22 protein-coding genes are annotated in these 20800 nt (G+C 71.1%); 5 read left to right on the forward strand and 17 right to left on the reverse strand.

What is annotated here, in order from left to right:
* Position 1: 1 nt before the first annotated feature.
* The 3 genes from J7520_RS13195 to J7520_RS13205 all read left to right on the forward strand — a co-directional run bounded on the left by J7520_RS13195 (position 2) and on the right by J7520_RS13205 (position 4696).
* A complete protein-coding gene (locus J7520_RS13195) occupies positions 2-811 on the forward strand; it encodes a hypothetical protein (RefSeq protein ID WP_291188984.1) in 810 nt (269 codons plus the stop codon).
* Between the two features lie 71 nt (positions 812-882).
* Complete coding sequence (locus J7520_RS13200; RefSeq protein WP_291188986.1) at positions 883-3795, forward strand: hypothetical protein; 2913 nt, start codon at positions 883-885, stop codon at positions 3793-3795.
* Between the two features lie 172 nt (positions 3796-3967).
* Positions 3968-4696: a DUF3761 domain-containing protein gene (locus J7520_RS13205; RefSeq protein ID WP_291188989.1), complete on the forward strand. Its 729-nt coding sequence runs from the start codon at positions 3968-3970 to the stop codon at positions 4694-4696.
* 49 nt (positions 4697-4745) lie between these two features.
* Here the strand turns inward: J7520_RS13205 and J7520_RS13210 are convergent, their stop codons facing one another.
* The 7 genes from J7520_RS13210 to J7520_RS13240 form a co-directional block, all read right to left on the reverse strand.
* Positions 4746-5591 (reverse strand): DUF4097 family beta strand repeat-containing protein, encoded by an 846-nt coding sequence (locus J7520_RS13210; RefSeq protein WP_291188991.1) that lies wholly within the window; start codon positions 5589-5591, stop codon positions 4746-4748.
* A gap of 108 nt (positions 5592-5699) precedes the next feature.
* Positions 5700-6803, reverse strand: a complete 1104-nt coding sequence (locus tag J7520_RS13215) for a choice-of-anchor Q domain-containing protein (RefSeq protein WP_291188993.1) — start codon at positions 6801-6803, stop codon at positions 5700-5702.
* Positions 6804-6913: 110 nt separating this feature from the next.
* The gene (gene mazG / locus J7520_RS13220; protein WP_291188995.1) at positions 6914-7717 is read right to left on the reverse strand and encodes a nucleoside triphosphate pyrophosphohydrolase; all 804 of its coding nucleotides are present in this window, start codon (positions 7715-7717) and stop codon (positions 6914-6916) included.
* A 90-nt stretch (positions 7718-7807) separates the two neighbouring features.
* Entirely contained in the window at positions 7808-8614 is an 807-nt protein-coding gene (cysQ, locus tag J7520_RS13225; RefSeq protein ID WP_291188997.1) for a 3'(2'),5'-bisphosphate nucleotidase CysQ, read from the reverse strand.
* Positions 8611-9171 carry an ADP compounds hydrolase NudE gene (gene nudE / locus J7520_RS13230; RefSeq protein WP_291188999.1) on the reverse strand — a complete coding sequence of 187 codons (561 nt, stop codon included), beginning with the start codon at positions 9169-9171 and terminating at the stop codon, positions 8611-8613. The genes cysQ and nudE overlap by 4 nt, the downstream gene beginning before the upstream one ends.
* A 40-nt stretch (positions 9172-9211) precedes the next feature.
* Positions 9212-10216, reverse strand: a complete 1005-nt coding sequence (locus J7520_RS13235) for a FecR domain-containing protein (protein WP_291189001.1) — start codon at positions 10214-10216, stop codon at positions 9212-9214.
* On the reverse strand, positions 10209-10772 hold the full coding sequence (locus tag J7520_RS13240) for a sigma-70 family RNA polymerase sigma factor (protein WP_291189002.1): 564 nt from the start codon (positions 10770-10772) through the stop codon (positions 10209-10211). The genes J7520_RS13235 and J7520_RS13240 overlap by 8 nt, the downstream gene beginning before the upstream one ends.
* Positions 10773-10896: 124 nt before the next feature.
* Here J7520_RS13240 and J7520_RS13245 point away from each other — a divergent pair, with 124 nt between their 5' ends.
* Entirely contained in the window at positions 10897-12402 is a 1506-nt protein-coding gene (locus J7520_RS13245) for a hypothetical protein (protein WP_291189004.1), read from the forward strand.
* A 7-nt stretch (positions 12403-12409) separates the two neighbouring features.
* On the opposite strand, the gene J7520_RS13250 is transcribed toward J7520_RS13245, so the two are convergent.
* The 9 genes from J7520_RS13250 to gspG all read right to left on the reverse strand — a co-directional run bounded on the left by J7520_RS13250 (position 12410) and on the right by gspG (position 18972).
* Positions 12410-13222: an inositol monophosphatase family protein gene (locus J7520_RS13250; protein ID WP_291189006.1), complete on the reverse strand. Its 813-nt coding sequence runs from the start codon at positions 13220-13222 to the stop codon at positions 12410-12412.
* Positions 13219-13986, reverse strand: a complete 768-nt coding sequence (locus tag J7520_RS13255) for a type II secretion system protein N (RefSeq protein ID WP_291189008.1) — start codon at positions 13984-13986, stop codon at positions 13219-13221. The genes J7520_RS13250 and J7520_RS13255 overlap by 4 nt, the downstream gene beginning before the upstream one ends.
* 47 nt (positions 13987-14033) lie before the next feature.
* Entirely contained in the window at positions 14034-14525 is a 492-nt protein-coding gene (locus J7520_RS13260; protein WP_291189010.1) for a type II secretion system protein M, read from the reverse strand.
* A complete protein-coding gene (gene gspL / locus J7520_RS13265) occupies positions 14522-15709 on the reverse strand; it encodes a type II secretion system protein GspL (protein WP_291189012.1) in 1188 nt (395 codons plus the stop codon). The genes J7520_RS13260 and gspL overlap by 4 nt, the downstream gene beginning before the upstream one ends.
* Positions 15710-15782: 73 nt before the next feature.
* The gene (gene gspK, locus J7520_RS13270) at positions 15783-16733 is read right to left on the reverse strand and encodes a type II secretion system minor pseudopilin GspK (RefSeq protein WP_291189014.1); all 951 of its coding nucleotides are present in this window, start codon (positions 16731-16733) and stop codon (positions 15783-15785) included.
* Positions 16730-17410 (reverse strand): type II secretion system minor pseudopilin GspJ, encoded by a 681-nt coding sequence (gspJ, locus tag J7520_RS13275; RefSeq protein WP_291189015.1) that lies wholly within the window; start codon positions 17408-17410, stop codon positions 16730-16732. Before gspJ ends, gspK begins: the two co-directional genes overlap by 4 nt.
* A 70-nt stretch (positions 17411-17480) precedes the next feature.
* On the reverse strand, positions 17481-17957 hold the full coding sequence (gene gspI / locus J7520_RS13280; RefSeq protein ID WP_291189017.1) for a type II secretion system minor pseudopilin GspI: 477 nt from the start codon (positions 17955-17957) through the stop codon (positions 17481-17483).
* Positions 17954-18463 (reverse strand): type II secretion system minor pseudopilin GspH, encoded by a 510-nt coding sequence (gspH, locus tag J7520_RS13285; RefSeq protein WP_291189019.1) that lies wholly within the window; start codon positions 18461-18463, stop codon positions 17954-17956. Before gspH ends, gspI begins: the two co-directional genes overlap by 4 nt.
* 62 nt (positions 18464-18525) lie before the next feature.
* Positions 18526-18972, reverse strand: coding sequence for a type II secretion system major pseudopilin GspG (gspG, locus tag J7520_RS13290; protein ID WP_291189021.1), 447 nt, complete (start codon positions 18970-18972; stop codon positions 18526-18528).
* A 47-nt stretch (positions 18973-19019) separates the two neighbouring features.
* Between gspG and bioA the strand changes: the two genes are divergently transcribed.
* A complete protein-coding gene (gene bioA / locus J7520_RS13295) occupies positions 19020-20522 on the forward strand; it encodes an adenosylmethionine--8-amino-7-oxononanoate transaminase (RefSeq protein WP_291189023.1) in 1503 nt (500 codons plus the stop codon).
* On the opposite strand, the gene J7520_RS13300 is transcribed toward bioA, so the two are convergent.
* Positions 20432-20731, reverse strand: a complete 300-nt coding sequence (locus J7520_RS13300) for an alpha/beta hydrolase (protein ID WP_291189026.1) — start codon at positions 20729-20731, stop codon at positions 20432-20434. The two genes, bioA and J7520_RS13300, sit on opposite strands and share 91 nt — an antisense overlap.
* Between the last annotated feature and the right edge of the window lie 69 nt (positions 20732-20800).

A 20800-nucleotide genomic window follows, 5' to 3' on the forward strand; every position in this document is an offset into this window, starting at 1 on the left:
GATGCGCCCGACCGTGACGAGCATGCTCGCGATGCTGGCCGCGATCCTCCTCGCCGGCTGCGCCGCCTCGCCGCGCGCGCCGTCGCCGAGCGCCGAAGGTGTACGCGCCGAGCGCGTCGACGAGACCTTCGACGTCGCGGACGGCGTCACGCGCATCGCGCTCGACAATCCCTGGGGCATGATCAGCGTGCGCGACCACGACGAACGCGAGGTCGGCATCCACGCGGTCGCGCAGAGCGACGCCGCCCGGCGTGCGAAGGCGACGTTCCGCGCGCGCCGCGACGGCGACACGTTGCGCGTCGAGGTCGCGTTCGAGCGCGGCCTGGCGCCGTCGGACCGCATCGACGTCGCCCTGTACGTGCCGGGCGATCTCGCACTGGCACTGCGCACGCAGGACGGCGCGATCACGGCGAAGAAGCGCGGCGGCGCGATCGAGGCCGACAGCGGATCCGGCCGCATCGTCGCCTCCTCGCGCGAGCGCCTGGCGCTGCGCACGCGAAGCGGCGCGATCCGCGCCGCCGCGATGGGCAGGAACTGGCACGGCGCGAGCACGATCGAGACCGACAGCGGCCGCATCGTGCTGCGCGTGCCGACCTTCGGCGACATCGCGCTCGATGCACGCACGGGCGGCGCGCTCGGCACGGATTTCGGCCTCAGCGTGCATACGCAACCGGATGGAAGCCGCACGGCCCGCGCCCGCTACGGTGCGGGAACTTCGCCATTGCAGATCCGCAGCGCGAGCGGGGAAATCGTGCTTGAACAACTCGTGCCGCTGGGTGAGGATACCCCGCCCCTCGAGGACGACGACTGATTCCGCCCGCAAACCGAGCGTCGTACGCCCTCGCTTCCGGCTCTGGCAGCCGCCGTGTGGAAGTCCCCGTCATGAATCCCGCCTATCGTGTTCTCGCCGCGACCGCGCTGCTGGTCGCCGGCCCTGCTTTCGCGGCGACGCAGGACGCGCCGGCCGTGTCGCGCGGCGCCGACTACGTCAGCAAACCGGTGACGCCGGAACGCTTCTTCCTCGACGCGCGCACGCGGCCGGTGCTGCCGGCGTGGAAGCCCGGCGATCCGGTGCGCGAGATCCCGCGCCAGTTCCACGGCAAGGAAGAACAGCAGAGGCATCCGCCGGAGCCGGCCAATCCGGTCGTGCAGAACATCGACGTGCTGGTGCAGCTGCAGCGCACGTTCGACGCCGGCAACCGCGCGCCGCGCGGCGGCGGCTTCACCACACCGCTGTTCAACGCCGACGGCCAGGGCTACAACGGCGTGGTCCCGCCGGACCCGACCGGCGACGTCGGCGGCGGCTACTACGTCGAGGTGATCAACAGCGGCGGCGGCGCCTCGTACACGATCTACGACACCACCACCGGCGCCCTCGCCGCCGGACCGTTCAACATGGACGACCTCGGCAGCGGCGGCGCCTGCGCCAGCGGCTTCGGCGACGGCGTGGTCCTCTACGATCACCTGGCCGAGCGCTGGCTGTTCACCGAGTTCACCAGCGGCAGCAACGACCTGTGCGTCTACGTCAGCGCCGGCAGCAGTCCGGTCGCGACCACCTGGACGCGCTACGTGTTCACGCCGCCGAGCTTTCCGGACTATCCGAAGTACGGCGTCTGGTCCGACGCCTACTACGTCGGCGCGAACGAAGGTCCGGCGGTCTACGCGATGGACCGCACGCGCATGCTGGCCGGCCAGACCGCGACGATGCAGCGCAAGTCGGTGGCGGATCTCGGCGGCCTCGGCTTCCAGATGACGCCGCCCGCGTCGGTGTTCGGCACCACGCCGCCGCCGGCCGGTGCGCCCGGGTTCTTCATCCGCATGAACGACGACGAGCGCAACAACGCGGGCTCGAACGATCCGGCCAACGACTTCATCGAGATGTTCACGCTCAGCGTCGATTTCGCCACGCCGGCGAACACCGTGCTGACCGGACCGATCCGCGTCGCCGAGAGCGAGTTCGATTCGCGTTTCCAGGTCAGCGGCTTCGGCGCGATCCACCAGCCCGGCACCACGCGCAAGCTCGATCCGCTGCTCGAGGTGCCGATGGTGCCGGTGCACTACCGCAACTTCGGCAGCTACGAGGTGCTGGTCGGCAACCACGTCGTGCGCCTGCCGGACGACACCACCAACAACGTCGCCGGCATCCGCTGGTTCGAGCTGCGCCGCACCGGCGGCCCCGCCAATCCGTGGGTCGTGCACCAGGAAGGCACCTACGCGCCGGACGACGCCGACGGCCAGATCAGCCGCTGGATGGCGGCGATCGGCATGGACGAGTCCGGCAACATCGCGATGGGCTACAGCGTGGCGCGCGATCCGGGCGTGTTCCCGGGGCTGCGCTACGTCGGCCGCGAAGCCAGCGACCCGCTCGGCGTGATGACCAGCACCGAGACGACCCTGGTCGACGGCGCCAGCGTGCAGACCGGCGCCGATCGCTGGGGCGACTACTTCGGCCTCGGCGTCGACCCGGCCGACGGCTGCACGTTCTGGTTCACCGGCATGTACATGCCGCCGGGCGGCAACTGGCGCACGCGCTACGCCGCGTTCCGCTTCGACACCTGCGGCACGCCGACCTTCACCACCACCGCCGACAACCTCAGCCAGGACGTCTGCGCGGCAAGCGCCACGCCGACCGCGCTGACGCCGATCACCATCCAGGTGAACGCACGCAACGGCTTCAGCGACCCGGTCGCGATGAGCTTCGCGTCCGGCCTGCCGACCGGCTTCAGCGGCAGCTACAGCGTGACGCCGGTCACCCCGCCCGGCAGCACCGTCGCCACGCTGGCGGTGAACGATACGGCGACGCCGGGATCGTCCACGATCACGCTGCGCGCGAGTTCCGGCGGCACCGACCGCGATCTCCAGCTGACCGTCAATCTCGCTACGCAAAGCGCCGGCGCGGCCACGCTGAGCGCGCCGGCCGACGGCGCCGACAGCGTGCCGTCGCAGCCGCAGTTCAGCTGGCAGGCGGTCGACCAGGCCAGCTCCTACACCGTCGAAATCGCCGACGACGCCGGCTTCACCAACGTGATCCTGGCGCAGACGGTCAGCGCGACCACGTTCCGGCCGAGCGCGGCACTGCCGCTGAACACGCCGCTGTGGTGGCGCGTCACGGCGAACAACGAATGCGGCTCGACCACCAGCGCGGCGTTCTCGTTCACGACCCAGGCCGGCCCCGGCCAGTGCAGCTTGAACACGCCGACGCAAACGCTGTTCAGCGACGACGTCGAAAGCGGCGAAGGCGGCTGGACGCACGAAGCGGCGGTCGGCAGCGACGGCTGGTCGATCGCGACCTCGCGTCCGGCCAGCCCGAGCCACTCCTGGAAGGGCCTCACGCCCGGCACGGTTTCCGACAGCCGCCTGCTCTCGCCCGCGATCGACCTGCCGGCGGATCTCAGCGGGCTCAACCTGCAATTCCAGCACTGGCGGCTGATCGAGGGCACGGCCAGCGAATGCAAGGACGGCGGCATCCTCGAGGTCTCGCTCGACGGCGGCGCCTTCAGCCAAGTGCCGGCGGCGCAGCTGCTGACCGATCCGTACACCGCGCCGATCGCCTCCGGCAGCGGCAATCCGCTCGCCGGCAATCCGGCCTGGTGCGGCTCGAAGTCCTACACCAACGTGATCGTCGACCTGTCCTCCTACGCCGGCCACAGCGCGCGGTTCCGCTACCGCCTGACGACCGACAGCAGCGGCACGCGCGAAGGCTGGTACGTCGACGACGTCAAGGTCATCGGCTGCGGCGAGCTCGAGCCGACCGATCGCATCTTCGCCGACGGCTTCGACGGCTCCGTGCCGTAGCCGGCGCCGGCGGCCGCGCCCGTCACGACGGGCGCGGCTTCCCGGCGGAACGCGGTGCTCCCGGCGCCGACACGTTTCGTCACTCGCGCCCGCGTGCTGCGAAAGCATTCCGTAAGCCTGCGCGCGTAGCGTCCCTGCGCGTTCGATCCCTCAATCCCGCAGGAGGAATGCCATGAAAGTCTTCCCCGCCGCACTCGCGTTGCCGCTGGCGCTCGCCTTCGCCGTCGCCGCCCATGCCCAGGTTCCTTCGGGCGCGCCGGCCGGCACGACCGGCGTGTGCAAGGACGGCAGCTACACCTCGGCGGAAGCCAAACGCGGCGCCTGCCGCGGCCACAAGGGTGTCAAGGAGTGGTACGCGACGGACGGCGCGGCGGCGAAGAGCGACGCCGCGGAAACCAAGGCCTCGCGCCGCGCCTCGTCGGCCTCGACGACGACGGCAGCGGCCGCACCGGCCGGTGCGGCACCGGCAGGCTCGACCGGACTCTGCCGCGACGGCAGCTACACCAGCGCCGACGCCAAGAAGGGCGCCTGCCGCGGCCACAAGGGCGTCCAGGAATGGTACGGCGCGAGCGCCGCCGCGGCGCCCGCCGCCACCAAGGCCGCCGCACCGGCCGCGCCCGCGACACCGCCGCCGGCCGCCGCACCGTCGATGCCGGCCGCACCGGCGCGCCCGACCGCCACCGCGCCCGCGACGCGCGCGCAGCCCGAAACCGATCTCGCCAATCGCGCCGCGGCGCCGGGCGGCGGGGCCGGCAAGGTCTGGGTCAACACCGAGACCAAGGTCTACCACTGCTCGACCGATCGCTACTACGGCAAGACCAAGCAGGGCGAGTACATGAGCGAGGCCGACGCGCAGGCCAAGGGTGCGCACGCGGCGCACGGCAAGGCCTGCTCGCAGTAAGCGGGAATCCCGGCAGCGGCGCGTGCGCCGCTGCCGTGCGGACGTGCGCTCAGCGACGCGGCGGCAGGCTGACCTTGCCGCCGACGTTCGCGTAGTGGATGTCGTCGACGTTCGCCTTCGACTCGACCGTGAACCCGCCGCGCACGTGATCGGCGCGGATGTCGCCGGAACTGTCGTGGCCGACGCTGGCGTCGCCGCCGATGTCGTCGAAGACGATGTCGCCGGAGCTGTCGTTGTCGATGCGCGCGCGGCCGCTGACGCGGCGGAATTTCACGTCGCCCGAGCTGTCGTTGCGCACGTAGGCGTCGCCGCGCACGTTGCGCAGGTCGATGTCGCCGGAGCTGTCGGCGTCGATGGTGACGTCGCCTTCGGCACCGTCCACCTCGATGTCGCCGGAGGTGTCGGAGATGCGCACGGCGCCGGCGACGTCGCGCAGTTCGATGTCGCCCGAACTGTCGGTCAGGTCGATGCCCTTGCGCAGGCCGGCGATCTCGATGTCGCCGGAGGAATCGCGCAGCTGCAACGCCAGTTCGGCGGGCATGCGCACCTCGACGTCGATGTAGGCGTAGCGGCTGCCGAACGGGTTCACGCCGCCGTCGGAATCGGGAATCTGGGTCGCCGCGAACGCGGTGTTGCCGTCGCGCCGCTGCGTCAGCTGCAACGCGGCCAGCCTGTCCTGGTCGCTGGCGCAGGCCTTGCCGCGGATCTCGATGCGGGCCAGTCCGGGCACGCCCTTGACGTCGAGATCGCCGGCGCCGGTATCGAGCTTGAACGTGTCGACGCCCTTGACGTCGATGTCGAGCGTGCGCTCGGCGCGGAACGCGCAGTCGTTGTCGGCGAAGGCCGCCAGCGGCGACAGGGCCAACAGAAGGAAGACGGCAGTACGTGACAGCATGGGACCTCCGGCGTGCGCTGTGGAATCGGCTTGGATACGCGCTGGCGCCGAAAGGTTTACATGGAGCGAACGCGCCCGCATCGGCCGCGCCGGGCGCGGGCGCTCCGCTCAGAGGTCGAACCCGTCCTGGAAGATGACGTCGAACGCGGCGCCGACCTCGACCGCGCCGCTGTCGCACCCCGCTCCGGCCGGACGCCCGCCGCCGCGCTGGTCGACGCGGATCGGGCATTGCGCGGCAGGGATGCGGTCGATCGCCGCGCTGCCGCCGCCCGGAAGCAGCGTCTGCGTCGGGCCGCCGTTGTTCGCCAGCGCCCCGAGCGACGGGTTGCCGGCGCCGTCGCCGGGCTGCGAGAACGGACACTGCGTCGCGCCGGACCAGAGGTTGTAGCCGGCCGAGATCAGCACGCCGTCGCAATTGCCGCCACTGTTGTCGGCCAGGATCGAGCGGCCGACCGTCAGCGTCGCGCTGGCGCTGCCTTCGTTGTAGACGCCGCCGCCGAACGTCGCGCTGTTGCCGACGGCGGTGACCTGGTCGACGCGGCTCGCGCCGCTGCCTTCCTGGTAGAAGGCCGCGCCGCCGACGGCGCTGTTGGTCGTGAAGGTGGAATTGAGCACCGTCGTCGTCGAGCTGCTGTAGATCGCGCCGCCGTGGCGCGCGGCCTGGTTGCCGGTGAACGTGCTGGCGCGCACGACCAGCGTGCCGTTGAGGTTGGCGATCGCGCCGCCGTCGTCGGCGGTGTTGCGATTGCCGCTGAACGTGCTCGACTGCACCAGCAGGAGTCCGTCGTTGGCCACCGCCGCGCCGCCGGAAACGTTGTCCTGCATGCGCACGCGATCCAGCCGCAGCGTGCCGAAATTCTCCAGCGCGTGGACGTCGCCCTGCTTGCCGCGCCGCAAGGTGAGGCCACGCAAGGTCGCGTTGGCACTGGCGAAGACCTGGAAGAACGGCGAGGTGCCGCCGCCGTCGAAGGTGATCGTGCCGCCGCCGTCGACGACCACCGCGTGCGCGATCGTCTTGTATCCGGTGAACGCGATCGTCGCGGTGCCGCAACTGAAGGTGATGCGGCCGCCGCCGCTGCCGTCGACGCTGCCGAGCACGGCCTGGAAGCCCGCCTCGTCGCACTGCGTGACGACGCCGTCCGCCGCCCTCGCCGTCGATCCGCAGGCTGCCGCGCAGAGCGCGAGCAGGTACCACCCCGTCTTGCCGTTCATGTCATCCCCTCGTCGGTCCGGACTGCGAGCGAGGCCGCGTCGCGCGTCCTCGATTCGAGAAACGCCCAACGGCCGCCGAACGTGACACGAGACGCCGCGGTGTCGCGCGATCAGCGCGCTTCTTCCGCCTTGGCGCGGTCCCACAGCGCGTCCTGCTCGGCCAGCGACTTGTCCGCCAGCGCTTCGCCGGCGGCGGCGGCGAACGCCTCCATGCGCCGGAAGCGGCGCTCGAACTTCGCGTTCGCGTGGCGCAAGGCCTGCGAGACGTCCACCTCGGCGTGCCGCGCCAGGTTGACGCAGACGAACAGCACGTCGCCGATCTCGTCGGTCAGCCGCGCGCGTTCCCTGCCGGCGGCGAACTCGGCGCGCACCTCGTCGATCTCCTCGTGCAGCTTGTCGAACACCGGATTCACGTCCGGCCAGTCGAAGCCGACGCGGGCCGCCTTCTTCTGCAGCTTCAACGCGCGCTGCCACTCCGGCAGCCCGCGCGAGATGCCGGCCAGCGCGCTGGTGTCGGCCTCGCCCTTGGCCGCTCGCTCGTCCGCCTTCAGGGCTTCCCAGTTCACCGTCTGCGCGACGGCCGATTCCACGCGCGCGTCGGCGAACACGTGCGGATGGCGACGCACCATCTTCTCGCAGATCGAGGCGACCACGTCGCCGAACGCGAAGTGGCCGGCCTCCTCGGCCATGCGCGCATGGAACACCACCTGCAGCAGCAGATCGCCGAGTTCGTCGCGCAGATCCGCGTAGTCGCGCCGGTCGATCGCGTCGGCGACCTCGTAGGCCTCCTCGATCGTGTACGGCGCGATCGTCTCGAAGGTCTGCTCGACGTCCCACGGACAGCCGCGCTCGCGATCGCGCAGGCGCGCCATGATGGCGAGCAGGTCGTCGATGTGGGGTTTGGATGTCGTCATGAGTAGGTAAGGGCGAGGAACGAGGAACTAGGAGTGAGGAACGAGAAAAGCTCCCTCTCGTTCCTCACTCCTAGTTCCTCGTTCCTCGCTTCACGGTTTCACCAGCAGCGCCGACCAGTCCGCGTCGCGGTCGCCGACCGCGAAGAAATCCGGATTCAGCAGCGAATCGCGCGTGTTGTAGCGCAGCGGCGCGCCGTCGAAGTCGAGCACGGCGCCGCCGGCCTGTTCGAGCACGCATTGGCCGGCCGCGGTGTCCCATTCCGAAGTCGGGCCGAGGCGCAGGTACAGATCGGCTTCGGCCGCGGCGATGCGCAGGAACTTCAACGACGAACCGAGCGGCAGCTTCGCGCAGGGACCGAGCCGCGCCAGCAGATGCGCCTCGTGCTCGGAGCCGTGCGAGCGGCTGCCGGCGACGATCAGCGGCGAGCCGCGCCGGCGCGTGCCGACGCGGCGCGGCTTGGCGCCGGCGCTGTCGGCGAACCAGGCGCCGCCGCCGTCCCAGGCCACCGCGAGTTCGCCGCCGACCGGCTTCTGCACCGCGCCGAGCACCGGACGGTGCGCGTCGATCAGCGCGATGTTGACGGTGAACTCGCCGTTGCGCTTGACGAACTCGCGCGTGCCGTCGAGCGGATCGACCAGCCAGTAGCGCGACCAGCGCGAGCGCTCGCTCCAGGCGACGTCGGCCGACTCCTCCGACAGCACCGGCAGGTCCGGCGTCAGCTCGCGCAGGCTCGCCACGATCAGCCGGTGCGCGGCGAGATCGGCCGCGGTCAGCGGCGTGCGGTCGTCCTTCTGCGTGACCGCGAAATCCGATTCGTAGACTTCGAGAATCGCCGCGGCCGCGCGTTCGGCGATCGCGCCGGCGGCGCGCGCCAGGGATTCGAGCGAAGCGCTCATGGCTGCGGCCGGAAGCGACCGGCGAGGTATTCGCGCGCGATGAACAGCGCAGCGATCGAACGGCCTTCGGTCACGTCGGGCTGTTCGAGCAGGACGTGCAGTTCGGACAGTTTCCACGGCACCACTTCGAGTTCCTCCGGTTCGTCGCCGACCAGGCGCTCCGGATACAGCTCGCGCGCGAGTACGACGTGGGTCATCGCGGTCATGTAGTTCGGCGACAGCGACAGGCGGCCGAGGATATGCAGCTCGCGCGCGCCGTAGCCGACCTCTTCCTTCAGCTCGCGATCGGCGCCCTGCTCGACCGTCTCGTCGCGATCGAGCCGTCCCTTCGGCAGGCCGAGTTCGTAGCGGTCGATGCCGACCGCGTACTCGCGCACCAGCAGCACGGTGTCGTGGTCCAGCATCGGCACGATGATGACGGCGCCGAGACCGGAACTGCGCAGGCGCTCGAAGGTGCGCTGCTGCCCGTTGGAGAACTCGAGATCGACCTGTTCCAGCCGCAGGAAACGGCTCGTCTCGACGGAACGGGTCTCGTGGATGATCGGCGGCTTGGGCATGCCGCAATTGTACGGGACTGCGCCGCGCGGCGACGCGCCTTCACGGCAACGCGTCGGACCAGTTCCACCACCAGTGCTTGGGTTGGCGCGAAATCCGCCGCCACCAGGCGTCGATCGCGGCATGGTCGCCGGCGATCCACGCGTCGCGATGCGCACTGTCCGCGGCGGAGAGCCCCAAGGCCGTCGCGAGCCGCGGATACAGCGCGCTCCGCGCCAGCGCGGGATGGCGCGTCAGCAGACTGAGCAACGTGAAGGCATCGGCATCGTCGGCCGTCGCCGCGACACGTTCGGACAGCACGGCGACGCCGGCCGCCGACTCGTCTCCGGCGTCCAGCGCCTGCTCGAACTCGTGCACGGCCTGCGCGAAAGCCGCCGTGGCCTCGGGGCGCAGCGGCGTCGTCGCGCGCCCGCCGGCGAAATCGATGGCGAAGCCGGACGGCAGCAGGATCTCCTCCGCGCCGAGCCGATAGACGACCCAACCGCTGCGCACGTAGACGCGGCCGCGGCCGTCGGCGTTCTTCCACACCTCGAAGTCGCAGCCGAGATCGACGACTTCGGCGGCGCCCTCGTCGACGCCGAAATAGCCCGGCGGCGCCCAGATGCGCGCGCGCAGATGGCCGTCGTCGAGGCTGACGCGGTGCCGTCCGCTGCGCGTCTCCAACAGACGCAGGCGCGAGCGCGGCGACAGCTCGATGCGGCCGATGCGCGCGACGGCGACGTTCAGCGATTCGCGCGCGCCGGTCTCGAGCACGCCGCCGGGCGCAAGCGGGTGGCGCGCCGCGCCGGCGAGGTCGACCTGCCACGGCCGCCCTTCGCTCCAGCCGAACCGGTAGGCATAGCCGGCGTACAGCAGCAGGCTCGCCGCCAGCGCGGCGGCGAGCACCGCCGCGAAACCGCGCCGCCGTCGCGGCGGCGCGATCCGCTTCGGCGGCCACTCGCCGATGCCGCGTCCGGCCACGGCGTACGGCGCGAGCAATGCGCGCAGCCGGCGCAGCTCCGCGTCGCCTTCCGCGGTGGGATTCCACAAGGCGTCGTCGTCACGCATTTCGCACCTCCGCGATGTCCGCGCGCTCCAGCCCGAGCGCGGCACGCAGCTTCGCCATGCCGCGATGCAGGTTCACGCGCACCGATTCCGGCGTGAGTCCGGTCAGCGCGGCGATCTCCGGCCCGCCGAGCCCTTCGACCAGACGCAGCGTCAACGTCTCGCGATACGCCTCCGGCAAGGTCGCCAGCGCGCGCAGGACGCGCTCGGCATCGGCGCGATCTTCCGGCGAGGCCGCCGTCGACGCGCGCTCGGGCGACTCGCCGACCGGGTGTTCCCAAGTCGCCGCCATCGGCATGCGCCGCGCGATGGTGGCGATCCACGGCCCGAACTTGTGCTCTTCCTTCAGCTGCGCCAGACGCGCGAAGGCGAGCGCGAAGCATTCCTGCGTCGCCTCGTCCGCCAGCGCAGGGCGGCAACGGCCGAGCAGGATGCCGTGCACCAGCGGCGCGAAGCGGCGGTACAGGAGCGCGTACGCGTGCTGCTCGCCGCGCCGCGCCTCGCGCACGCGGCACGCCACCTCGAACGCCTGGATCGGACCGCCGGCCGGCTCGTGCAATGCAGCTCCTTGCTCGTCGTCGATGAAGAGGGGACGACCGCGCGAAGCGTTAACCGCCTCCGCGTCGGTTAACGCCGCGCACCCGCGAGCGCTCTCTCAGGCGTCCCCCGTCGAGGAATCCACCATGCCCCGTTGGCTCGGCCTTATCCTGCTCTGGCTCGCCTCGTTCGTCCAAGCACAAAGCGGCCTGCCGCGCTGGGATGCGTTGCCGGCGGTCGACGTGCAGCACCTGCAAGGCGCCTACGCCGGTCGCACCCTGTGCCCGATGTGCGAGCACGGCTACGACGCCGGCCTGCTGGTGTTCCTGCCCTCGCGCACCGCGCCGGACGACGCGGCACGCATCGCGCGGGCCTTGCGCACTGCCGTCGCCGACATCGGCAGCGAGCGTTTCCGCGGCTTCCTGATCCTGACTGGCGAGCCGCCTTCGCCGGCATTGCTCGGCGCCGTCGCGGCCGCGGATGCGAACTGGTACGTCGCGCACCTGGCGCCGGCCGGGCTCGACGCCGCCTCGCGCGAATTCGCGCTGCCGCTCGGCACGCTCGCGCAAGGGCACGTGTTCGCGCAGCGGCGTCTGCTGTGGCGCTTCGATCCGCTCGCGGGCGATTGGCAGGCGCCGCTGGACGCGCAGGCGCGCTACGCGATGAGCTTCCTACAGGCGAACTACGCGCAGGCTTCCGCCGACGACGATCCGGAGACGCCGAAAGGCCGTCTCTGGCTCGCGCCGAACCGCTTGTCGTCGAGTGCGACGCTCGCCGCGTCTCCGCAGACGACCGCGCCACGCGTGTGTTTCGCCGACGCGACGTCGACGCCGCGCGCCGATTCCCTCCTCGCCCTGCGCGCACCGGACTCGACCTCGCCGCAGCGCATCGCCTGGGCGCGCAGCGACGACTCCGGCTGCATGTCGATCGAAGGCGCGCGGAACGTGTCGCGCCTGCACGTCGAAGTCTTCACCTCGCTGCGCGAGCCGGCCTCCGCCGAGATCGACGCGCGTTCGCTGCATGCCGATCGCCCGCGCACGGTGCGCCTCGACACGGCCGTCGACACCGGCGTGACCGGCCGGGAGATCGTCGTCGGCGCGCCGTGCGAGGGCTGCGAAGCGGTCTTCGACGGCCTGCCCGCGCGGCTCGATTCCCGTGGCCACATCGCACCGTCCGCCGAGCCCGGCGAGCCGCTGGAATTGGCCGGCATCGTGCGCGACGCGAACGGACGGCCGCGCCCCGGCATCGTCGTCTACGCCTACCACACCGATCGCGGCGGCCTCTATCCGCGCGATCCGCGCCTCTCCGGCGAGACCGCCCGCCACGGCCGCCTGCGCGGCTGGGCGCGCACGGATGCCGAGGGACGCTACGCGTTCCTCACCATCCGTCCCGGCGGCTACCCCGGCGAAGCCGTGCCGCAGCACGTGCATCTGCACGTGATCGAACCCGGCCGCTGCACCTACTACCTCGGCGACGTGCTGTTCACCGACGATCCGCGCCTGACGCCGGCGCTGCGTGCGCGCGAACGCGACGCGCACGGCGGCAGCGGCATCGTGGAGCCGCGGCGCGATCGCCAGGGACGCTGGAGCGTGCAGCGCGACGTCGTGCTCGGGCTCGGCGTGCCCGGCTACGAACGCTGCGCGTCGCGATGAAGGCGGATCAGGCGCGCGCGAACAGCGCCAACGCCTGCGCGTGCAGCGCCGGCGTGCCGGCCAGCGCGCTGCGCGTGTCGAGGCCGATCGCACCGCCGTCGAGATCGGTGAACGTGCCGCCGGCCTCGCGCACGATCACCACCAGCGGCGCGATGTCGAGGATGTTGAGGTCCGATTCGACCACCAGGTCGATCGCGCCGCGCGCGAGCAGGTGGTAGTGCAGGAAATCGCCGTAGCCGCGGATGCGGCCGACGCGGCGCACCAGGTCGGCATAAGCGTTCCAGCGCGCCGGCGCGCCGGCGAGGGATTTGAGGTTGCCGGTCGAGAGCGCGGTCGCCGGGCCGAATTCCGCCACGCCGGAGACGCGCAGCGAATGCACCGCACCGTCGCGACCGCGCAGGAACGCGCCGCCGCCGCGCACCGCCCACGCGCGTTCGCCGTACTCGCCGGCGGCGGATACGCCGAGCACCAGTTCGCCGGCGTGCATCAGCGCGATCTGCGTCGAGAACATCGGATAGCCGCGCACGAAGGCCTTGGTGCCGTCGATCGGATCGATCAGCCACAGGAAGTCGCCGTCGCCTTCGCGGCCTTCCTCCTCGCCGTAGAACGCGTGCTGCGGAAAGGTTTCGCGCAGCACGCGCTTGATCACGGCCTCGGCTTCGCGGTCGGCCTCGGTCACCGGCGTCGCATCGGCCTTGGTCACGACCGAGAAATCCTGCGCGCGATAGCGCGGCAGCACGATCGCCTCGGCCGCGTCGGCGGCACGCTGCGCCGCGGCGAGCGCCTGCGCGAGGAACTCCGGCGCCGGCGCGGCGCTCACCGGAACTTGATCATCTGACCGTGCACCACGAAGCGGGTCGAGCCGTCCGGCTGCGGCTCGCCGATGCGGCGCAGCATCTCGGCGACCTGTTCGTCGCCGTTGCGTGGCGACAGCGTGGCCTGCGCGTCGAGCACGTTGAAGCCGATCTTGAAATTGCCGTCAACGGCGAGATTGCCGCTGCCGTCGTCGCGCGCCTGGCCGCCGATGCTGCCGTCCGGCTGCGAGGCGAACTCGCCCAGGATGTCGGGCAGATGCGTCTCGGCCTGGCCGGCGACGCCGGCACCGCTCCAGCGCGCGTTGCCGCTGGCGTCGCTGAGCGCGGTGGTGGCGAACTTGGCCTGGTTGACCACGCCGCTGATCGTGCCGAGCAGCTTGGCGCCGCCGAGATCGAGACTGGTGGCGAGCAGTTCGGCCGGCACGCTGAAGCGCATCTCGTGCACCTGCATCGAACCGTCACCGTTGCGCGTCATCGTGCCGGCGGCGTCGACGTCGGCACCCTTGATGCGCACGTCGGCGACGAAGCGGCCGTCGAACAGCGGCGCCTTCTGCGCGCGCCATTCGATCTCGCCCAGATCGCGGCCGAGCACGCTGACACCGTCGGCATGGCCGTCCCACAGCGTGCCGCTGACGCCGGTGAGCGTGACCGGACCGAGGTAATTGGCGCCGTAGCGCACGGCGAAGCTGGCCGGCAGCTTCCAGAAGAACCAGCCGGCGGCGAGGAGGCCGAGCACGACGAGCAGCAACAGGATCTTGAAGGTTCGCATCGTTCTCTTTCGTGGATTCATTGCGATGGAGACGGGCATTCAGCCCGTCATGGTGCATCCTGCAGCGTTACGCGCGCGTTGACGAGGCCGACGCCGTCGGCGCGGTCGGCCGAGAAATCGCTCGCTTCGACGCCGTAGCCGCGCGACAGATCCTCGATCCAGGCGACCAGCGCATCGAAATTGGCGAACTCGAAGCTGACGCGCACGCTGCCGCTGCCGGCCGGTTCGACGCGCTTGAGCGCCGCCTCCAGACCGCCGCTGCGCGCGGTGGCATCGGCCAGCGCGAGCAGCGAGCGCCCCTGGCGATCCGCGCGCGTGCGCGTGCCGGCGGCGCGCAGGCGCTCGATCTCGGCCGCGCCGCGCTGCACGAACGCGGATTCGCGCCGGCTCTGCTCGACCTGCTGGCGCAGTTCGGCGCGGCGCTGCGCCAGCGGATGCCAGAGCAGTGCCCAGCCGAGCAGCAACGCGGCCACGGCGCCGCCGCCGATCAGCATGCGGCGCTCCTGCGCGGCGAGCGCCTGCCAGCGCTGTGCAATCACCGTGCACCTCCGATGCGGATGCGGCCGTCGACGCCGTCGGCGCCCGGATTCGCGGCGGTGACTTCGGCCGTCAGCCCAGCGGCGACGAGGCGCTCGCGCACGCCGTCGACGGTGGCGACGTCGGGCGCGCGCAGGGCGAGTTCGAAGCTGCCGTTGCGGTATTCCATGCCGCGCGTCTGGATGCCCGTGCTGCCACCGAGCACCGGCGCGAGCTGGCCGAGCACGCGCAACAGGCCGCTGCTTTCCGCGCCGCCGCGCAGGCGGTCGAGCCGGCCGCGCATCAGCTGCTCAGGGCTCATGCGCGCGAGCTGGGCCGCGTCGAGATCGGGAAACGCCTTGCGCAGCGCGTCGGTGGCCTGCGTCTGCAGGCGCGCGTCGGTGCGCGAGAGCTGCAGCACTTCGAGGCCGAGATCGGCCAGCGCGAGCACGGCGACGCCGGCGGCCAGCACCGCGGCGAGGCGCCAGCCGCGTACGCCGCCGGCGCGACGATGGCGCGGCGCGAACTCGCCGTCGAGCAGGTTGATCGATTCGGCGTCCGGCGACGCGGCGAGAAACGCGAGCGGGTCACGCTGCCGCTCGCGATATGCCGCGATCGGCGTGGGCAATGCCAGGGCCGGCTGCGCGCGGAAGTCGTGCACCTCCAGCGGCGCGAGTCCGGCGCGCAGCTGCGCCAGCCAGCCGGGCAGCTCCTCGAGCGCGCAGGCGAACGCGGACCACGTCTTCAGGCGCACGGTCGCGCGGCCGTTCTCGATCAACGCGGTGGCGCGATCCGCCGCCAGCGGCAGCGCGATCGAATCGGGCAGCATGCGGTCCGGCCGCACGCCGGCGCGTTCGAGATGCTGCAACCAGTCGCGCAAGCGCTGCTTGGCGACCACGGCCACGCCGACACGACCGCCCTCGCCGCGCGCGGCGGCGAAATGCAGATCCTCGACCGGCGCCAGCAGCTGGTCCTCGACCGCATACGGCAAGGCCTGCAACAACTGCGCGCGATTGCGCGCGCTCAGCTCCACCTCGGTCAGCAGCACGTCCTCGGCCGGCACCGCGACGACGACTTCGTCGGCCGCGGCCAATGCCGATGCCGGCGGCACGCCGGGAGTCGAAGCGGGTTCGCGAACGCCGGCCGCTTGGCGCAGCCAGCTCAGGCCGCCGTCGGCAGCGAGGCGCAGATAGAGACGATCGGGCATGGGAACCGCCGGGGTATTGGCGAAGATTGTATGTCAGCGCCGACGGAGATTTCGCTAGCCAATAGACAGCTCGTCACGGCGCCTCGCCGGCCGCGATCGGCGCCGGCGCGACCAGCGCCAGGTCGGCGCCGCGGCTGCGTTGCAGCACGCGCAGGCCGTTGCGCTCGATCAGGCTGTAGAAGGTGAACGGCACGCCGTCGAGCAGGATGTCGCTGCGCGCGAGGAAGTAGGTGCTCGACACGCCGAGCCTGTGGTACAGGTCCGCCGTTACCGGAATGCCGGCGTCGTGCAGGAAGGTGTTGACGTCTGCATAGCGCGCCTGGCCGCGGCTCCACAGCTTCTCCGCCGTCGCGCGGGTCATGCCGTCGCCGAGGCTCATCAGCACCGGCACCGGTGCGGTATTGACGTTGAGCTTCGTCCCCGGCGGCAGCGCGCAGACGTACGGCGCCAGCCGCGCGTAGGCATCGCCGCCGAAGCCGCGCACGAGGCGCAGTTCCGAGACGTGCGCGAACAGGCCGCCGCGCGGGCGATACGGCACCGGCTGGGCGAGATAGATGCCCGTTTCCGTCGCGCGCAGATCCGGATCGAGCCAGCCTCTGACGGCGCCGACGAGATCCGCCTGCAGGCCGACCGCGGTCAGCAGGCGCCGAAAGATCCCGATCCACTCCTCACGCTCGGCCGCGTTCTTCGACGCGAGATTGTTGAGATTGAAGCAGCCGTTCTGGTCGCGCATCGTCGCGCCGATCGTGCCGCCGGGCACCGGCTGCGGCGGCAGCGGCATCGCCCATGGACTGGTGTTCGTATCCGCCTGCCCCGCGGGAATGTCCAGCAGCACTTTGGCCGCATAGGCTTCCAGGCCTTGCGCGTAGGCTTCCGCCTGTTCGCCGCGCAGCGTATTGCGCGTGCGCGCCAGCACCAGTTCGCCGCGATCGAGCAGGGCCGCGATCAGGATCGTCGCCAGCGCCACCACCAGCAGAGCGACCAGCAGCGCGACGCCGCGCTGATGCCGGCGCGGTGCGTTCATGGCTCGACCACCACCGCGGTCGGCGGCGACGACGACGGCAGCTCGACCAGACGACGAATCTCGCCGAGGTCCGGCAGCACGAAACGGAACTCGACCGCACGCGGCAGCAGTTCGGTTCTGTCGATCTGCCTACCACAGGTCGGCGGCTGCGACGACGGCCACGCCTCGCGCCAGGTGCCGTCGCAGCCGAGGTAGCGCAGGCGCAGTTCGTCGACGCGATCGAGCAGCACCGTCGTCGCCGGCACCGTGTCCGGCGCGCGATCGAGCACGGCATAGCGGAGGCGGCGCAACGCGGCGCCGTCGAGCGCATAGGCGACGCGTTCGAGATGGCTGCGCGACTCGGCACGCGGATTGGCATAACCGAGCCGCGTCAGCTCGACGCCGCCGGACACGCCTGACAATGCCGGCAGCACGTCGTTGCGGCCGCTGCCGAGCACGGAACGCGACACCGCCTGGCGCAGGTCGCGTTCGACCGCGGCGACCGCGCGCGTCACCGCGGCCAGCCGATCCTGCTGCGCAGCCAGCGCCCCGCGCGTGCGCGCCAATTGCGCCAACCCGCCGTACGCGGCCGCGGCGAGCGCGGCGAAGACGGCCAGGGCGACGAGGAGTTCGATGAGGGAGAAGCCGTACGAGGGCCGGGATTGGGGATTGGGGATTGGAGATTCGGAAGAGCGCAAACGCGCAGGCTGGCGCGCGCCCGCTTCGCCCAATCCCGAATCCCGAATCCCCAATCCCGGCTTCATGGCTTCACGGCGCCAGACCCTGACCGGCGAATCCGCTCAGCGTCGCCGAGGGCTCCTGCGCTTCGCCGGCGAACACGCGGATGTCGATGCGGCGGATGCGTGCGTCCGGCGTCGCCTGCACGTCGCGCGTCCAGCGCCAGTCGCGCTCGGCCAGGCGCGTGCGGCCTTCGCTGCGGCCGGTCGGCGGAAACTGGTTGGCAAGGCGCGTCTCCGTCAGCGTGTTGGCGGCGACCCAGCCGGCGAAGGTGCGTTCGCGCAGCGCGTCGAAGCTCTGCACCTGCACGCTGGCCGCGCGTGTCAGCGCGAGCAGGGCCAGCGCGACGACGGCGAGGGCGATCAGTACTTCGAGGAGAGTGAAGCCGCGGAAGAGCCGGGATTGGGGATTCGGGATTGGGGATTGGGCGAAGCGGGCGCGCGCCAGCCTGCACGTTTGCGCTCTTCCGAATCCCCAATCTCCAATCCCCAATCCCGGCCCCTTCATCTCTCCACCTTCAACGTGCCGTCCTCGGCGCCGCTCACCCGATAGCGCAGCGGTGCGTCGCCGAGCGCCAGGGTCAGCACGAACGGCGTCAGTTCGCCGGACGAGAAGCAGATCAGTTGCGGGGCGGGACGCTGCGGCGTCGCCAGTTCCAGCGGTCGTCCGTCGCGGGCGAGTTCGAGGCGCAGCGCGTTCGGCCAGCGCCGCGTGCGCAGTTCGCCTTCGGCGAGTTCGCGCCATTCACTGCCGTCGAGCCGGCGGAACGCGTAGCCGTTCGCGTCGAGCACGGCGCCGACCTCGCGTCCGGACAACTCGGCCTGCCCGCAGGCATGCGCGAGCAAGGCGCGGAACCGCTCCGCCTCGTTCGCGAGCTGGCGCTCGGAACTGCCGGCGACGGCCAGCGTCAATGCGGCCGCGAGCACGCCGACGATCACGACGACGACGAGGAGTTCGATGAGGGTGAAGCCCCGGGATTGGAGATTCGGGATTCGGGATTGGAAAGAGCGCAAGCGCACAGCCTCGCCGCCCGCTGCTCTATCGAATCCCGAATCCCGAATCTGCAATCCCCGCTTCACTCCCAATTCCCGACATCCGCCGCCTCGCCCTCCCCGCCGGGGCGGCCATCGGCGCCGTTGCTGTAGACGTCGACTTCGCCGTGCTGGCCCGGCCGCTGGTACTGGTAGGGCTTGCCCCACGGGTCCTTCGGCATCCGGTCGAGGTAGGGGCCCTTCCAGTTCGGCGCGTCGGGCTGGCCCGACGGCTTGGCGACCAGCGCTTCGAGGCCCTGTTCGTTGCTCGGGTAGGAGAAGTTGTCCAGCTTGTATAAGTTCAGCGCCGTCACGATGCCGGCGATGTCCTGCTTCGCGCGCGTCACGCGCGCCTCGCCCGGCCGCTCCATCACGCGCGGCACCACGATCGCGGCGAGGATGCCGAGGATCACGACCACGACGAGGATCTCGATCAGGGTGAATCCGCGGGGACGGCGAAGCAGGAATCGGGAAGCGGGGAAGCGGCGCATGGCAAGACTTGTGCGGAAGCGAGGGCGGGCCGGATCATATCAGGGCTATGGAACCCACTTTTGCCGCCCAGCTCGCGGCGCGCGATCTCGCCGTCGTGTGGCACCCGTGCACGCAGATGCACGACCACGAAACCCTGCCGATGCTGCCGATCGCGCGCGCCGAGGGCGCTTGGCTGTACGGCCACGACGGCCGCCGCTGGCTCGACGCGGTCAGCTCCTGGTGGACTTGCCTGCTCGGCCACCGCCATCCGCGCATCGTCGCGGCGCTGAAGGACCAGCTCGACCGGCTCGATCACGTGATGCTGGCCGGCTTCACGCACCAGCCGGCGATCGAACTCGCCGAGGAACTCGTGCGCATCGCGCCGAAGGTGGCGCGGCCGCCGGCGTCGGGCGGCGTCATTCCCGCGACAGCGGGGATCCATTGGCCAAGCGCACGGGATGGCGATGTGGATGCCCGCACGCACGACGCCGAAGTGCCGTCGGAACGGCGGAGATCGGCGGCGCAAGACGCTTCCTCCCTTTCCCGCGTCTTCTACGCCGACAACGGCTCCAGCGCGGTCGAAGTCGCACTCAAACTCAGTTTCCATTACTGGAAGAACCAGGGCCGCGGCGAGCGCAGGCGTTTCGTCGCGCTGACCGGCGGCTATCACGGCGAGACGCTCGGCGCGCTGTCGGTCACCGACGTCGCGCTGTACCGCGAGACCTACGCACCATTGCTGCTCGAACCGATCTTCGCGCCCTCGCCCGACGCCTACGCGGCCGATCCCGGCGAAAGCGCCGCCGACTGCGCAGGGCGCGCCCTGCGTGCGCTGCGCGCGATCCTCGAACGCCAGGCGCGCGAAGTCAGCGCCGTCATCGTCGAACCGCTGGTGCAGTGCGCCGCCGGCATGCGCATGTACGACGCGTCGTACCTGACCGGCCTGCGCGCGCTCTGCGACGAGTTCGACGTGCATCTGATCGCCGACGAGATCGCGGTCGGCTTCGGCCGCACCGGCACCTTGTTCGCCTGCGAGCAGGGCGGCATCGTGCCGGACTTCCTGTGCCTGTCGAAAGGCCTCACCGGCGGCACCCTGCCGCTGTCCGCCGTGCTGACCACCGCTGCGATCTACGCCGCGTTCTACGCCGACTACGCCGCCGGCAAGGCCTTCCTGCATTCGCACAGCTACACCGGCAACCCGATCGCCTGCCGCGCCGCGCTGGCGACCTTGTCGGTGCTGCGCGAGGAGCCCGTGCTCGAACGCAACCGCGCGCTGGCCGCGCATCTCGCCGCGCGCCTGGCGCCGCTCGCCGCACATCCGCACGTCGCCGACGTGCGCCAGACCGGCATGATCGCGGCGATCGAACTCGTACGCGACAAGATCACGCGCGAACCGTTTCCGGCGGCCGAACGCCGCGGCCTGCGCGTCTATCGCCACGGCCTCGAACGCGGCGCCGTGCTGCGCCCGCTCGGCAACGTCGTCTACTTCATGCCGCCGTACTGCATCACGCCGGAGGAGATCAACTTCATGGTCGAGGTCGCGGCGGAGGGGATCGAGCGCGCGGTCGCTTGAACGTCGGCCTTGCGCAACGACGAAGCGAGGAAAGCGAGCAAGCGGCGTTCGTATTCCGCTTTCGCATACGCGTGCAGATCGCCGTGCGCCGCGCCGGTAACGCCCCAGAACTGCTTCGGTTCGTTGGCTGCTTCGTACAAGGCCTGTGACTGTTCCAGCGTCGCGTGCCGATCCCGTTCTCCGGCGATCAACAGCAGCGGCACGTGCAAGCGCGAAACACGCTCCGAGGCGAGCATTGGCAATAGCAGCGCAACGACCTACGCAACGAGACGTCGACT

Source organism: Dokdonella sp., assembly GCF_017744955.1.
GTDB lineage: Bacteria > Pseudomonadota > Gammaproteobacteria > Xanthomonadales > Rhodanobacteraceae > Dokdonella_A.

What these genes read in the sequence shown, in the direction of transcription:
- J7520_RS13195 (WP_291188984.1), top strand. Translation starts at nt 2, where the DNA reads ATGCGCCCGACCGTGACGAGCATGCTCGCGATGCTGGCCGCGATCCTC.
- J7520_RS13200 (WP_291188986.1), top strand. Translation starts at nt 883, where the DNA reads ATGAATCCCGCCTATCGTGTTCTCGCCGCGACCGCGCTGCTGGTCGCC.
- J7520_RS13205 (WP_291188989.1), top strand. Translation starts at nt 3,968, where the DNA reads ATGAAAGTCTTCCCCGCCGCACTCGCGTTGCCGCTGGCGCTCGCCTTC.
- J7520_RS13210 (WP_291188991.1), bottom strand. Translation starts at nt 5,591, where the DNA reads ATGCTGTCACGTACTGCCGTCTTCCTTCTGTTGGCCCTGTCGCCGCTG.
- J7520_RS13215 (WP_291188993.1), bottom strand. Translation starts at nt 6,803, where the DNA reads ATGAACGGCAAGACGGGGTGGTACCTGCTCGCGCTCTGCGCGGCAGCC.
- mazG (WP_291188995.1), bottom strand. Translation starts at nt 7,717, where the DNA reads ATGACGACATCCAAACCCCACATCGACGACCTGCTCGCCATCATGGCG.
- cysQ (WP_291188997.1), bottom strand. Translation starts at nt 8,614, where the DNA reads ATGAGCGCTTCGCTCGAATCCCTGGCGCGCGCCGCCGGCGCGATCGCC.
- nudE (WP_291188999.1), bottom strand. Translation starts at nt 9,171, where the DNA reads ATGCCCAAGCCGCCGATCATCCACGAGACCCGTTCCGTCGAGACGAGC.
- J7520_RS13235 (WP_291189001.1), bottom strand. Translation starts at nt 10,216, where the DNA reads ATGCGTGACGACGACGCCTTGTGGAATCCCACCGCGGAAGGCGACGCG.
- J7520_RS13245 (WP_291189004.1), top strand. Translation starts at nt 10,897, where the DNA reads ATGCCCCGTTGGCTCGGCCTTATCCTGCTCTGGCTCGCCTCGTTCGTC.
- J7520_RS13255 (WP_291189008.1), bottom strand. Translation starts at nt 13,986, where the DNA reads ATGCGAACCTTCAAGATCCTGTTGCTGCTCGTCGTGCTCGGCCTCCTC.
- gspL (WP_291189012.1), bottom strand. Translation starts at nt 15,709, where the DNA reads ATGCCCGATCGTCTCTATCTGCGCCTCGCTGCCGACGGCGGCCTGAGC.
- gspK (WP_291189014.1), bottom strand. Translation starts at nt 16,733, where the DNA reads ATGAACGCACCGCGCCGGCATCAGCGCGGCGTCGCGCTGCTGGTCGCT.
- gspI (WP_291189017.1), bottom strand. Translation starts at nt 17,957, where the DNA reads ATGAAGGGGCCGGGATTGGGGATTGGAGATTGGGGATTCGGAAGAGCG.
- gspG (WP_291189021.1), bottom strand. Translation starts at nt 18,972, where the DNA reads ATGCGCCGCTTCCCCGCTTCCCGATTCCTGCTTCGCCGTCCCCGCGGA.
- bioA (WP_291189023.1), top strand. Translation starts at nt 19,020, where the DNA reads ATGGAACCCACTTTTGCCGCCCAGCTCGCGGCGCGCGATCTCGCCGTC.